The sequence below is a fragment of the Pseudarthrobacter sp. MOO14 genome (genome assembly GCF_058267675.1).
The window spans coordinates 2,456,747-2,469,625 of sequence record NZ_CM177849.1 but is presented as its reverse complement, the minus strand read 5'-3'; the positions used below and the strand labels follow the sequence as shown (position 1 = coordinate 2,469,625).

10 protein-coding genes are annotated in these 12,879 nt (G+C 67.5%); 9 read left to right on the top strand and 1 reads right to left on the bottom strand.

What is annotated here, in order from left to right:
* Positions 1 to 22: 22 nt before the first annotated feature.
* Positions 23 to 721, top strand: a complete 699-nt coding sequence (locus tag AC4EEV_RS11505) for a ThuA domain-containing protein (RefSeq protein WP_018763375.1) — start codon at positions 23 to 25, stop codon at positions 719 to 721.
* Complete coding sequence (locus tag AC4EEV_RS11500) at positions 706 to 1,821, top strand: Gfo/Idh/MocA family protein (RefSeq protein WP_109044212.1); 1,116 nt, start codon at positions 706 to 708, stop codon at positions 1,819 to 1,821. The genes AC4EEV_RS11505 and AC4EEV_RS11500 overlap by 16 nt, the downstream gene beginning before the upstream one ends.
* A gap of 24 nt (positions 1,822 to 1,845) precedes the next feature.
* On the opposite strand, the gene AC4EEV_RS11495 is transcribed toward AC4EEV_RS11500, so the two are convergent.
* Positions 1,846 to 2,997 (bottom strand): GGDEF domain-containing protein, encoded by a 1,152-nt coding sequence (locus AC4EEV_RS11495; RefSeq protein WP_026265040.1) that lies wholly within the window; start codon positions 2,995 to 2,997, stop codon positions 1,846 to 1,848.
* Positions 2,998 to 3,244: 247 nt separating this feature from the next.
* Between AC4EEV_RS11495 and AC4EEV_RS11490 the strand changes: the two genes are divergently transcribed.
* The 7 genes from AC4EEV_RS11490 to AC4EEV_RS11460 all read left to right on the top strand — a co-directional run bounded on the left by AC4EEV_RS11490 (position 3,245) and on the right by AC4EEV_RS11460 (position 12,873).
* Complete coding sequence (locus tag AC4EEV_RS11490) at positions 3,245 to 4,606, top strand: hemolysin family protein (RefSeq protein WP_491328979.1); 1,362 nt, start codon at positions 3,245 to 3,247, stop codon at positions 4,604 to 4,606.
* Positions 4,599 to 5,639 carry a hemolysin family protein gene (locus AC4EEV_RS11485; RefSeq protein ID WP_018763379.1) on the top strand — a complete coding sequence of 347 codons (1,041 nt, stop codon included), beginning with the start codon at positions 4,599 to 4,601 and terminating at the stop codon, positions 5,637 to 5,639. Before AC4EEV_RS11490 ends, AC4EEV_RS11485 begins: the two co-directional genes overlap by 8 nt.
* 287 nt (positions 5,640 to 5,926) lie before the next feature.
* Positions 5,927 to 7,090 (top strand): ribosome small subunit-dependent GTPase A, encoded by a 1,164-nt coding sequence (rsgA, locus tag AC4EEV_RS11480; protein ID WP_491328978.1) that lies wholly within the window; start codon positions 5,927 to 5,929, stop codon positions 7,088 to 7,090.
* 44 nt (positions 7,091 to 7,134) lie between these two features.
* Positions 7,135 to 7,845, top strand: a complete 711-nt coding sequence (locus AC4EEV_RS11475) for an alpha/beta fold hydrolase (RefSeq protein ID WP_018763381.1) — start codon at positions 7,135 to 7,137, stop codon at positions 7,843 to 7,845.
* A gap of 49 nt (positions 7,846 to 7,894) precedes the next feature.
* Positions 7,895 to 8,995 (top strand): agmatine deiminase family protein, encoded by a 1,101-nt coding sequence (locus AC4EEV_RS11470; protein WP_018763382.1) that lies wholly within the window; start codon positions 7,895 to 7,897, stop codon positions 8,993 to 8,995.
* Positions 8,992 to 10,764 (top strand): amidase, encoded by a 1,773-nt coding sequence (locus AC4EEV_RS11465; protein ID WP_491328977.1) that lies wholly within the window; start codon positions 8,992 to 8,994, stop codon positions 10,762 to 10,764. Before AC4EEV_RS11470 ends, AC4EEV_RS11465 begins: the two co-directional genes overlap by 4 nt.
* An 858-nt stretch (positions 10,765 to 11,622) precedes the next feature.
* Complete coding sequence (locus tag AC4EEV_RS11460) at positions 11,623 to 12,873, top strand: D-arabinono-1,4-lactone oxidase (protein WP_491330875.1); 1,251 nt, start codon at positions 11,623 to 11,625, stop codon at positions 12,871 to 12,873.
* Positions 12,874 to 12,879: the final 6 nt, after the last annotated feature.

Sequence of the window (12,879 nt, the reverse complement as noted above, 5' to 3'; positions counted from 1 at the left end):
GGAGCCAAACAAAGGAAATCCAATGACAGAACGCAAGCATGCACTGGTGGTCCGGGGCGGCTGGGACGGCCACCAGCCCTACGAGGCCACCGAGCTCTTCATTCCCTATCTCAAAGACAACGGCTATGACGTCCGGGTGGAGGAATCCCCCAAGGTCTACGCCGACGCCGCGTACATGGCCGGGGTGGACCTGATCGTGCAGTGCATGACCATGTCCACCATCGAAAAGGACGAGTTCGCCGGACTGCGGGCCGCCGTGGAGAACGGCACCGGCCTGGCCGGCTGGCACGGTGGAATCGCCGATTCCTACCGGAACACCTCCGACTACCTGCACCTCATCGGCGGCCAGTTCGCCTGCCACCCCGGCAAACACCCGGATGAGTGCATCGGCGAGCAGTCGGACAACTATGTGCCCTATACCGTCAATATGCTGCCCGCGGCGGCCGAACACCCCATCACCCGGGGCATCCAGGACTTCGACCTGGAGACCGAGCAGTACTGGGTCCTCTCGGACGACTACATCGACGTCCTCGCCACCACCACCCAAAAAGTCCGCGAGTGGGACCCCTGGCACCGCGAAGTCACCTCCCCCGCCATCTGGACCCGCCAGTGGGGCAAGGGCCGGATCTTCGTCTGCACGCCCGGGCACCGGGTGGAAATCCTGCAGGACCGGAACGTACGAACCATCATCGAAAGGGGCCTGCTGTGGGCAAGCCGTTGAACGTAGGGATCATTGGCTGCGGAGCCATCATCGCCCAGTACCTCGCCAACTTCCGGCGCCTGGACCAGATCCAGCTGGTGGCCGTCGCGGACCTGGATCCCGCGCGTGCCCAGGCCGTGGCGGATGACTACGACGGAGTCCGCGCCGTCTCCGTGGACGAACTGCTCGCCGCTGACGACATCGACCTGGTCCTGAACCTGACCATCCCCGCCGCGCATGCGGAAATCGCCCTGAAGGCCATTGCCTCCGGGAAGAGCGTCTACGGCGAGAAGCCCCTTGCTGCCACGACTGCGGAGGCGCGCCAGGTGCTGGACGCGGCACGCGAGGCCGGCGTCGCCGTCGGCTGCGCCCCTGATACCGTCCTGGGCACCGGAATCCAGACCGCGCGGAAGGCGATCGATGACGGGCTGATCGGCGCACCCATCTCGGCCACCGCCACCATGGCAACTCCGGGGCACGAACGCTGGCACCCGAACCCGGACTTCTACTACCAGCCCGGCGGCGGGCCCCTCCTGGACATGGGGCCCTACTACGTGACGGCCCTGGTGACGCTGCTTGGACCGGTGGTGTCCGTGGTGGGTGCCGCCAGCCATACCCGGAACCAGCGAACCATCGGGTCCGGACCGCGGCAGGGCGAGCAGGTAGCCGTGGACATCGACTCCCACGTCACGGGCGTCCTGGTCCACGCCTCGGGTGCACTTTCCACGCTGTTCATGAGCTTCGACGCCGTGAAGTCCAAGTCCCCGAACATCGAAATCCACGGCGAACGCGGATCCCTGGTGGTGCCGGACCCCAACCACTTCGACGGCGACGTCCAGCTGTTCTCCCTGGGCGCCGAGGACTGGGAAACACTTCCCGCCTCCGCAGGCTACATCGACTCCGGACGCGGGTTCGGCATCGCTGACCTGGCTTCCACCCCGCAGGGCAAGGAACCGCGCGCGGGAGGTGCCCTGGCCTACCACGTCCTGGAAGTCATGGAATCCATCCTCGATTCGGCCCGCAAGGGCACCTCCGTGGCCATCCAGAGCACCGTGGACCGGCCTGAAGCCGTGGCCCTGACGCTCCTTGCCGGCCAGGCGGACGCCCTCCAGCCGCTCTGACCGGCAGTCGGGAGCCGCGCCGCCCTACAGCATCTCGTCGCTGCGGGCGGCGCGGTTCCTGCCCAGCGATTTGGCCCGGTAGAGGGCGGCATCGGCTGAAGCGATGAGGCGGTCCACGCTGGAGGTGCCGGCGTCGTAGACGGAAATCCCGTAACTGGCCGTGGGCAGCTCCAGTCCGCCCGGCGCGGCAGCGTCGGCCAGCCGCCTGCTGATCTCCTCCGCGATTGCCTCCGCCCGCTCGGCGCTGGCCCCGGGAACCAGGATGACGAACTCCTCCCCGCCGTACCTCCCGGTCAAGTCCGTGGAACGCACGGTGGCTACGCAGGCGTCAGCGAAGGCCTTCAGGGCGAAGTCCCCGGCAGCGTGCCCGTAGGTGTCGTTGACCGTCTTGAAATGGTCCAGGTCGGCAAGGATCAACGCCCCGGATCCGCGGGTGATGGCGCGGTCTGCGAGCTGCTCGGCAGCAAGGTCCAGGAACGCCTTGCGGTTCAGGAGCCCGGTGAGGTCATCGCGGGTGGCCACCACGCGGAGGGCACGCGTCTGCTGTTCGCTGCTCAGTGCTGCCATGCTGAAGGAGACCACCACCAGCAGCACCATGGTCACCATGGTGGTCACGGCGGACCCGAAGACCGTGACGAACACTGGACCGTCCTGGCCGTCCAGGAGGAAGGCCACCCACCGGAACAAGTAGAAAACGGACAGCCCTCCAGCAGCCACGGCCATGGGAATGCGGACCCTCGAGTAGCCGGGTTCCAGGCGCCACAGCTCATGGGATGCCAGCCCGATGGTGGCGCTCATGGCGGCGAGGAACACGGCGCCACCGGACCATGTGTTGGTGGCCGGGTGGTCCAGCACGGAGGCAACCAGCGTGACCAGCGGGATGCCCGTGAAGGCCCACTTCGGCGGCGGCGCAGTCCGCAGGGAACGTGCCCCGGCCCAGACCGCCACCGCACCGTACACCAGCACCGCGTTACCCAGCGGATTGGCCCAAACCTGGTGGGGGGTGCCGTTCAGCAGGAAGCAGCCCGACCCCGCCAGGAAGAACACCAGGGCAACGCACCACCAGCCGCTGTACGGCGAGCGCGTCACCCGGTATGCGGAAAAGTAGAAGAGGACCACCAGCGCCAGGGCCATCAGGCCAAACGCGATGCGCAGGGTTGCGGTGTCCAGAACCATATGCAGGAAGTCCCCCCAAAAGCCCGAATGCTGCCGCAGCAAGTATCACACCCCGCCGCGCCTGGCAGAAGAACCCCGCACCATGATTAAGCGCGGAACCCCGCACTGGACGGGATCTGGAACCCCGCGGGGAACTTCGCCGGCGGGAGCGGAGTTGAACCGGTTATGGACGACCCTCCTTCACACATGCCTTTGCCCCTCTGCCGCCTGACCGGACCACCGGCCACCACAGGAGAGGGGCGCCCCAATGTATGAATGGATCATGCTGGGCATCGGCCTGGTCCTGACCGTCGGTACCGGCTTCTTCGTCGCCTCCGAGTTCGCCCTGGTGAACCTTGACCGGCATGACCTCGAGTCCCGACAGGCCCGCGGCGAGAAGCGGCTGGGCCCCACCATCAAAGCGCTGCGGATCACCTCAACCCACCTTTCCGGTGCGCAGCTGGGCATCACGCTGACCACCCTCCTCACCGGCTACACCTTTGAACCGGCCATCAGCCGGCTGCTCAGCGCGCCGCTCACCTCGCTGGGCGTTCCCGATGCGGTGGCTCCCGCCGTTGGCTCCGTTGCCGGGATCTTCCTGGCCACGGTCTTTTCGATGGTGGTGGGCGAGCTCGTCCCGAAGAACTTCGCCCTGGCACTGCCGCTGGCTACCGCCAAGGTGGTGGTCCCGTTCCAGGCCCTGTTCACGGCTGTGTTCAAGCCGGTGATCCTGCTCTTCAACAACACAGCCAACCGGATCATCCGGGGGTTCGGGATCGAACCGAAGGAGGAGCTCTCCGGTGCGCGCAGCGCCGAGGAGCTGAGCTCCCTGGTGCGCCGCTCCGCCGTCGAAGGGGTCTTGGACCTTGACCACGCCACCCTGTTGCGCCGCACCCTGCGTTTTTCGGAGTACAGCGCAGCGGACGTGATGACTCCGCGCGTGCGCATGGCGGCTGTCGCGTCCGGTGACACCGCCGAGGACATTGTGGCCCTTGCCACGGCCACCGGCTACTCCCGCTTTCCCGTGATCGGCCGCGACCGGGACGAGGTGCTGGGCCTCCTGCACGTCAAGCAGGCGTTCGCGCTGCCCCTGGACCAGCGCGCCGGGACCACCGCGGCGGGGCTGATGGTTGAACCGCTCAGGGTCCCGGAGTCGATGGGCGTGGACACCCTCCTGGGCCTCCTCCGCCGGCAGGGGCTCCAGGTGGCCATCGTCTCCGACGAGTACGGCGGTACCGCCGGAATCGTCACGCTCGAGGACCTGGTGGAAGAGATAGTGGGCGAACTCGAGGATGAACACGACCGCGCACGGGCGGGTGTGGTCCGGGTTGGCCGGTCCGTCACGTTCGACGCGGCGCTGCGCCCCGATGAACTGCTGGACCGCACCGGCATCGAGGTTCCGGACGGGGAGGAGTACGACACAGTTGGCGGGTTCGTCACGGACCAGCTGGACCGGCTGCCGGAGCTGGGCGACGAAGTGGCGGTCGACGGCGGCACCCTCCGTGTGGAGCGCGTGGCGGGGATGCACGTGGAGCGGCTCCGCTTCACTCCCGCCGGGGCCGCCGAACCGCCGCGGAGCCCGCATGACCGGATCATCGACAACCTGACCCAGGAGCTGGCCCATGAGTGACTACCTTCCCGGCATCATCTGGCTGGCGGTGCTCCTGCTGGTGAACGGCTTCTTCGTCGGTGCCGAGTTTGCCGTCATTTCCGCACGCCGGTCCCAGATTGAGCCCAAGGCGGAGGCGGGGAGCAAGGCGGCCAAAACCACCCTCTGGGCCATGGAGCATGCCACCCTCATGCTGGCCACCAGCCAGTTGGGCATCACTGTCTGCTCGCTGGTCATCCTGAACGTCTCCGAGCCCGCCATCCACCACCTCCTGGAAATCCCGCTGGGCCTGACATCCCTGTCCTATGAGGCGATCAGCATCATCGCGTTCGTTGTGGCGCTGCTGCTGGTGACGTTCCTGCATGTGGTGGTGGGGGAAATGGTGCCCAAGAACATCTCCTTCTCGGTACCCACCCGGGCGGCCCTGTTGCTCGCTCCCCCGTTGGTCCTGGTGGCCCGGGTATTCAAACCGGTGATCTGGTCGCTGAACGGGATTGCCAATGCCGTCCTCCGGCTCTTCCGGGTGGAACCCAAGGATGAGGCCACCAGCGCTTACACGCTGGACGAGGTCGCCACCATCGTGGAGCAGTCCACCAGGGACGGGATGCTGGCTGACACCAGTGGCACCCTGAGCAACGCCTTCGAATTCACGGCCAAGACCGTGGCAGATGTCCAGGTCCCCATGGCGGAGATGGTGCTGCTGCCGGAGTCGGCCACGCCTGCTGATATCCAGCTGGCCGTAGCCGGGCACGGCTACTCCCGGTACATCCTGACCAACCCGGCCGGGGAACCTGGCGGCTACCTCCACCTGAAGGACGTCATGGACCTGACCACGGCCGGGAAGTTCCACCAGCCGGTGCCGGCCAAGCGGATCCGGCGCCTCGCCTCGGCCTTTGCCGGCGCCGACCTTGAGGATGCGCTGGCCGCCATGCGCCGGACGGGGGCCCACGTGGCCCGGGTGTTCGACGCCGGCGGCAGGACCACAGGGATGCTCTTCCTCGAAGACATCATCGAGGAGCTGGTGGGCGAGGTCCAGGACGCCACCAGCGCCTAGCGGCCGGAAGGGGGTGGATCCACGGGAGTCCGCCCCCCTTGTGGTCCAGGCTCTGGTGCCCGACGCCGGTGGCCACTAAAGTGGGTCCCGGCCCCATCCTGCCGTTCCCGGCAGGGTGACGGGACCCGCACGAGGGAGAGGAGGTGGCTTTGATGACTGCAACTGCCGCGCGCCGTGAGCGCCCCGCATCAACACCATCAACCATCCTTTCCCGTTGCACGCGCCATTCCTGAGATTCCTGACCGGTACCTCGCGCCTGCTCCGGGAACCTTTCCGAGGACACCAACGTGCATATTCCTTCAGGCAACGCCCTGGACAACCCTGGCATCAACAACCCTTCAACGGCCGAGGGCCCTTTCGCCTACGGCTACACGCCCGCCGTCGCCCGCCATTTCGCCGCACATCCCAACCCCGAGGCCACCAGCGCCGGGCGGGTGGTGCGCGTGGACCGAACGCTGCTGCTGGTCGCCGTCGCCGACGGGCTGCTCCACCTTCCCTACCCGCTCACCGGCGACCAGCCCGTCACCGGTGACTGGGTCTGGATCGGCCCCAACCGCGCCGGCGGGCGCCAGATCCTGGCCATCCTGCCCCGCCGGTCCGAGCTCAGCCGCAAACGTGCCTTCGAGGACTCGTCCGCCGAGCAGGTCCTTGCCGCCAACATGGACACCGTTGGCGTGGTGGTGCCCGTGGACCGGCCGCTCACCCACAACCGGCTGGAGCGGACCCTGGTGGCGGTATGGGACTCGGGCGCCACTCCCCTGGTGATCATCACCAAGGCTGACCTTGCGCAGGTGGCGGACGACGTCGTCGGGAAGGTGGTCCTTCAGGCGGCGGGCGTGGACGTGGTGACCACCTCTGCCGAGAACGGCGACGGCATCGACGAATTGATGGGCCGCATTCCGGCCGGAGGCACCATTGTGCTCCTGGGTCCGTCCGGAGCCGGCAAGTCCACCTTGATCAACGCCTTGGCGGGGCAGGAAGTCCAAGAGACCGGTGCCGTGAGGTCCGGCGATTTCAAGGGCAAGCACACCACCACCGCCCGCGAACTGGTGCCGCTGTCCAACGGCACGGTGCTGATGGACACACCCGGCGTGCGGGGTTTCGGGCTGTTCGACGCCGGCGAAGGCCTGGGCGGGATGTTCGGCGACGTGGAGGAACTGGCCGCGGGCTGCCGGTTTGCGGACTGCGCGCACGGAACTGAGCCCGGTTGCGCAGTCCGGGAAGCGATTGACGGGGGCGTCCTGGAGGAACGGCGCTGGAATTCGTACCTGAAGATGCAGCGTGAACTCGCAGCCCTGGCCCGCCGCTCCGACGTTGCCGCCCAGCGCGCTTACCACCGGGAGTGGCAGCAGAAGGTGGTCTCCGCGGGAAAGTCGCAGCGCTCCGCAGAGCGCGAGGCCTTCGAACGCGGCAGCCGGAACGCCGGGAAGGGCCGGAACCGGAAGCGGTAGCGGCCCCTTGCTCCGGCGCAGGGGGTGGGGGGTAGGGTGCGGTCATGGACATCATCCTGGTACCCGGATTCTGGTTGGACGCTTCATCCTGGGCGGAGGTGACACCTGCCCTGGAGGCAGCGGGCCACCGCCCCCACCCCCTGACCCTGCCCGGACTGGAATCGGTGGACTCCAGCCGGGCCGGAATAGGGCTGCAGGACCACATAGACGCCGTGGTCCAGGCCGTCGATGCCATCGGCGGCAAGGTGGTCCTGGTGGGGCATTCGGGAGGTGGCGCCATCATCCACGGGGCCGTTGACGCACGGCCGGACAAGGTGGAGCGCGCCATCTACGTGGACAGCGGCCCACTGGGCGAAGGGGGTGTGATCAATGACGAACTGCCCGCCGAGGGTGACGACATTCCCCTTCCGCCTTGGGAAAGCTTCGATGACGCCGACCTGGTGGACCTGGACGACGGGCTCCGCCGGGCCTTCCGCGCACGCGCCATTCCCGAACCGCGGGGCGTGGCCTACGGCAGGCAGCACCTGCATGACGAGCGCCGCTACGCCGTGCCCGCCACTGTGATTGCGTGCGAGTTTCCCGCGGCCCTGCTCAGGGAGTGGATCGCGGCCGGCAGTCCGTTCGTCGCCGAGCTGGCGCGGGTCCACGACGTCGACTATGTCGACCTGCCCACCGGCCACTGGCCGCAATTCACCAAGCCGGCGGAACTGGCACGTGCCATCCTGGCGGCAGTTGACCGGTCAGGCATGGACTGAATCGGCGTAACCCTTGCGCACGACACATCCGCCTCTCCATAATAAATGAATGTCATTCATTTATTCGACCGCCGTTGGGGCCACCGCCGCCCCCAACCACGTTTCGCCCTCCGCCACCACCGGGATGCCCGCCGAGTGGGAGGCCCACCAGCGCACCTGGATGGCATTTCCGCCACCCAACGAAACCTTCGGTCCAACAGGCAGCCCCACCCTTGACCGCGCCCGCGCCGCGTGGACCAGGGTGGCACAGACCATTGCCAGGTACGAGCCGGTCACCGTGGTGGCCGATCCCCGGGACGCCACGGCCGCACGGGAATGGCTCGGCACGGGCATCGACATCGTGGAGGTCCCCCTCGATGACGCCTGGCTTCGGGACAGCGGACCCACCTTCGTACACCAACCGGACGGATCAGTGGCCGCCGTGGACTGGATCTTCAACGGTTGGGGCGCCCAGGAATGGGCAGCCTGGGGCAACGACGAAGCAGTGGCAAAGGCCGTCGCCGCCACAACCGGCGTCCCCGTCCGGACAAGTCCACTGGTGAACGAGGGCGGCGGATTCCACGTGGACGGTGAGGGGACAGTGTTGCTGACCGAGACCGTCCAGCTTGATCCCGGCCGCAACCCCGGCGCCACCAAGGACTCCGTGGAAGCGGAGGTTTCCGCGGCCCTGGGGACCAGCAAGGCCATCTGGCTGCCGCGCGGACTCACGCGCGATTACGACGAATTCGGCACCCGCGGCCATGTGGACATCGTGGCAACCTTCGCTGGACCCGGCACCATCCTGCTTCACCGCCAAGACGACCCCGCACACCCGGATCACGCCGTCTATCTCCAACTGAAGGCGGTCCTGTCCGGCCAAATGGACGCCCAGGGCCGGCCGCTGCGCATTATCGACGTTCCCGCGCCCACAACCCTCAAGGACGACGAAGGTTGGGTGGACTGGTCCTACATCAACCACTACGTGGCTAACGACGTGGTGGTGCTGTGCAGCTTCGATGATCCCAACGACGCCATCGCCGCAGGCATCCTCGAGCGCGCGTACCCGGGCCGAACGGTGGAACTGGTGGACGCCCGCGACATCTTCGCCTTCGGCGGCGGCATCCACTGCATCACCCAGCAGCAGCCTGCCCCGAGGGAGGAGGCCGCGTGAAACTGGTCGAGGAGCAAAAGTCCGCGCCCGCAGCCCGCCCGTTCAACGTCGTCGAAGCCGGCATCAGCCGGCTGCGTGCGGCGCTCGAGTCCGGCGAGGTCACCAGCGAGGAGCTGGTGGAGCTGTACCTGGAGCGGATCCAAAAATATGATTCATCGGGCATATGTCTAAATGCCATGGTGGTCATAAATCCGGAGGCGGTGGCCGAGGCGCAGGCGTCCGATCGGCGCCGGGCGGCCGGCTTCACGCTGGGCCCGTTGGACGGCATCCCCTACACGGCCAAGGACAGTTACCAGGTCCGCGGCCTCACCGTGGCCGCCGGTTCCCCGGCGTTCAAGGACCTGGTGGCGCAGCGCGACGCCTTCACCATTGAACGGCTCCGGGCCGGCGGCGCAGTCCTGATCGGGCTTACCAACATGCCTCCCATGGCCAACGGCGGGATGCAGCGCGGGGTCTACGGGCGGGCAGAAAGCCCCTACAACGCGGACTACCTCACGGCCGCCTTCGCGTCAGGTTCGTCCAACGGCTCCGGGACCGCCACCGCCGCCAGTTTCGCGGCGTTCGGCCTCGCGGAAGAGACCTGGTCCTCCGGTCGCGCCCCGGCGTCCAACAACGCCCTGTGTGCCTATACCCCCTCGCGCGGGGTCATTTCCGTCCGCGGAAACTGGCCCCTGGTGCCCACCATGGACGTGGTGGTTCCGCACGCCCGGACCATGGCCGACCTGCTCGAAGTCCTGGACGTCGTGGTGGCGGACGACGCCGAGGCACGCGGGGATTTCTGGCGCGTCCAGCCGTGGGTGCCGGTACCCAAGGCATCAAGTGTCCGCCCGCCGTCGTACGTTGAGCTGGCCGTGCCGGACGCTTTCGCAGCAGCCGGCGTCCTCGCGGGCAAGCGGCTGGGTATCCCCCGGATGTACATCAACGCCGATCCCGACGCCGGGACGTCGGACCATCCGGGCATCGGTGGTCCCACGGGGCAGCGGATCAATACCCGGGACTCGGTGCTGGACCTCTGGAACGCAGCCCGGCAGGACCTCGAGGCCGCAGGCGCGGAGGTCATCGAGGTGGACTTCCCCGTGGTGTCCAACTACGAAGGGGACCGGCCGGGCGCGCCCACCATCGCCACGCGGGGATTCGTGTCCCCGGAGTATCTGCGGCGGGAGATCGTGGACCTGTCAGCCTGGGCGTGGAATGACTTCCTTGATGCCAACGGTGATCCGCGGCTGAACCGCCTGTCTGACGTGGACGGCTCCGCCATCTTCCCAGCCCCTGAAGGTTCGCTGCCGGACCGCTACGACGGGTTCGATGACGACATCAGCGACTATCCCGCCTGGATCCGGGAGTACGGCGTTCCAGTCCTGGCCGATATTCCGCACCTGCCCGAAGGATTGGCGGGGCTGGAGGAAACCCGGCGCGTCGACCTGGAGGAATGGATGGACCGGCTGGGACTGGATGCCGTGGTGTTCCCGGCAGCTGCCGACGTTGCACCCGCCGATGCCGACAGCAACGAGGCTTCCGCAGACATCGCGTGGCGCAACGGCGTGTGGGTGGCCAACGGAAACCTGGTCCCCCGGCACCTGGGCATCCCCACGGTCACGGTCCCCATGGGAGTCGCGGCTGACCTTGCCATGCCCGTGGGCCTGACCATCGCCGGCAAAGCGTACAGCGACACGGACCTGCTCCAGCTGGCCGCGGCCTTCGAAACCACCGGCAGCCGCCGCGTCCCGCCGCCGCGCACCACGCAGGCAGGAGATACAGGGACCTCCTGACAGAGCACGCCCGCAGTGGCTATTCTGGACGCAGTGACTTCCATGCATTCCCAGTGACATCCCGCTGCCGGCAGTTCTTGTCCTTCCGTACAGGAACGGTGATTCCGTGCGCCCCGGAGGGGAACCCGAACCCGGGTTCCCCTCCTTTCCGCACCCTTATCGGAACCACCCCAGGGAGCCCCCATGGAACCCACCACCCCACGCCTCACACCTGACTGCACCCAGTGCTTTGCACTGTGTTGCACCGCCTTCGGATTCACCCGCTCCGCGGACTTTGCCATCGACAAGCCGCCAGCCACCCCGTGCCCCAAGCTGGCAGGCGACTTCTCCAGCACAATCCACCGCAGCCTGCGCGCCCGCGGGTTCGCGGGCTGCACAGTCTTTGACTGCTTCGGCGCCGGCCAGGCCGTCAGCCAGCGGCTCTTCGGAGGGACCAGCTGGCGGGACGATCCCCGGTCGGCCAAGGACATGTTTGCCGCCTTCAAGGTCCTGCGGCAGCTCCACGAAATGCTCTGGCAACTGGACCGGGCGGAGTCGCTTGCTTACAGCCCGGAAACGGCACGGGAGGTGGACCAGGTACACAGCCTCGTACAGGGAATCGCCGGTGGAAGCCTCGAAACGGTCCTTGCAGCCGAGGTCGGGTCCCTCCATGAGAGTGTTGGCGCGGTTCTGCGGGAGGTCAGCGAGGAGGTCCGCGCAGGTTGCCGCGGCGCGGGGCAGCGCGGCCACGAGCCTCCCGGCGGGTATCGGACGGCCCGGACACTGGCGGGCCGCCGCCCGCACAGCGGAAGTGCCTTGACAGCCCACTTTGTTAGCGCTGACAGTGGAATGACCCCAACACCAAGCGAAAGCCACTCAATGAAGAACTGGGCAGGAAACCTCCAATACTCCTCCGCTGATGTCCGGCGGCCGGAATCGGTCAGCGAACTGGCTGCCATCGTCGCCGGATCGACGCGGGTGAAGGCCTTGGGGTCACGGCACTCATTCAACAGCGTCGGAGACACGGACGGTGTGCACGTCCTCCTCGATGCACTCCCCCAGCAGGTGGAGGTGGGTGCGGACCGTTCAACGGTCCGGGTCAGCGGCGGGGTGAGCTACGGTGCCCTGTGCCGGAAGCTCGAAGAGGCCGGCCTTGCCATCCACAACATGGCATCACTGCCGCACATCTCGGTAGCCGGCGCGGTGCAGACTGGCACCCACGGTTCCGGCGTCAACAACCCCGCACTGGCCGGCGCCGTGGAATCGATCGACATGGTTCGGGCCTCGGGCGAGCAGGTCACGCTGTCCCGGAAGGACGGGGACGACTTCCTGGCCAGCGTGGTGGGCATGGGTGCCCTCGGCATCGTCACCGGGCTGGAACTGGCGGTACGGCCAAGCTTCAGCATGCGCCAGCGCGTCCTGGAAGACCTTCCGTGGGATGCCGCGCTGGAGGACTTCACCGCCATCGTGTCCAGCGCCTACAGCGTCAGCCTCTTTACGGACTATGCCGGTGACACCGTCAACCAGGTCTGGCTCAAAGCCCTTGCCGGGGAAGAGCCGCTGGCCAACCTGTACGGCGCCACACCGGCCCAGCGCCCGCGCCATCCACTGCCGGACATGTCTGCCGAGAACTGCACCCTCCAGCTGGACCAGCCCGGGCCCTGGCTGGACCGTCTGCCGCATTTCCGCCATGAATTCACGCCGAGCAACGGGGACGAGCTGCAAAGCGAGTTCATCCTGCCCATCGGGCAGGCCCCCGCGGCCCTCCAGGCGGTCCGGGCCCTCGCGGACGAGCTCGCACCCCTGCTCTTCGTCTCGGAGATCCGCACCGGCGCCGCCGATGAGTTTTGGCTCAGCCCGTTCTTCCGGCAGCCGAGCGTGGCCTTGCACTTTACCTGGAAGCCGATGCAACCCGAGGTGGAGGCTTTCCTTCCGGTCCTTGAAGAAGCCCTGCGGCCCTTCGGGGCGAGGCCGCACTGGGGGAAGCTGTTTACCGCGGACGCTTACGACTGGGAGAAGCTCTATCCGCGCTTCGCAGACTTCCGGGCCTTCGCCGCCGGGCACGATCCGGAGGGCAAGTTCCGGAATGGGCTCCTGGACAGCATCCTGGGGGTTCCCGCGCGCCGGTAGGCTGGA

Excerpts from the sequence above, each read along its gene's own strand:
- AC4EEV_RS11505 (WP_018763375.1), top strand. The coding sequence starts at position 23 with ATGACAGAACGCAAGCATGCACTGGTGGTCCGGGGCGGCTGGGACGGC.
- AC4EEV_RS11495 (WP_026265040.1), bottom strand. The coding sequence starts at position 2,997 with ATGGTTCTGGACACCGCAACCCTGCGCATCGCGTTTGGCCTGATGGCC.
- AC4EEV_RS11490 (WP_491328979.1), top strand. The coding sequence starts at position 3,245 with ATGTATGAATGGATCATGCTGGGCATCGGCCTGGTCCTGACCGTCGGT.
- AC4EEV_RS11485 (WP_018763379.1), top strand. The coding sequence starts at position 4,599 with ATGAGTGACTACCTTCCCGGCATCATCTGGCTGGCGGTGCTCCTGCTG.
- AC4EEV_RS11475 (WP_018763381.1), top strand. The coding sequence starts at position 7,135 with ATGGACATCATCCTGGTACCCGGATTCTGGTTGGACGCTTCATCCTGG.
- AC4EEV_RS11470 (WP_018763382.1), top strand. The coding sequence starts at position 7,895 with ATGTCATTCATTTATTCGACCGCCGTTGGGGCCACCGCCGCCCCCAAC.
- AC4EEV_RS11460 (WP_491330875.1), top strand. The coding sequence starts at position 11,623 with ATGAAGAACTGGGCAGGAAACCTCCAATACTCCTCCGCTGATGTCCGG.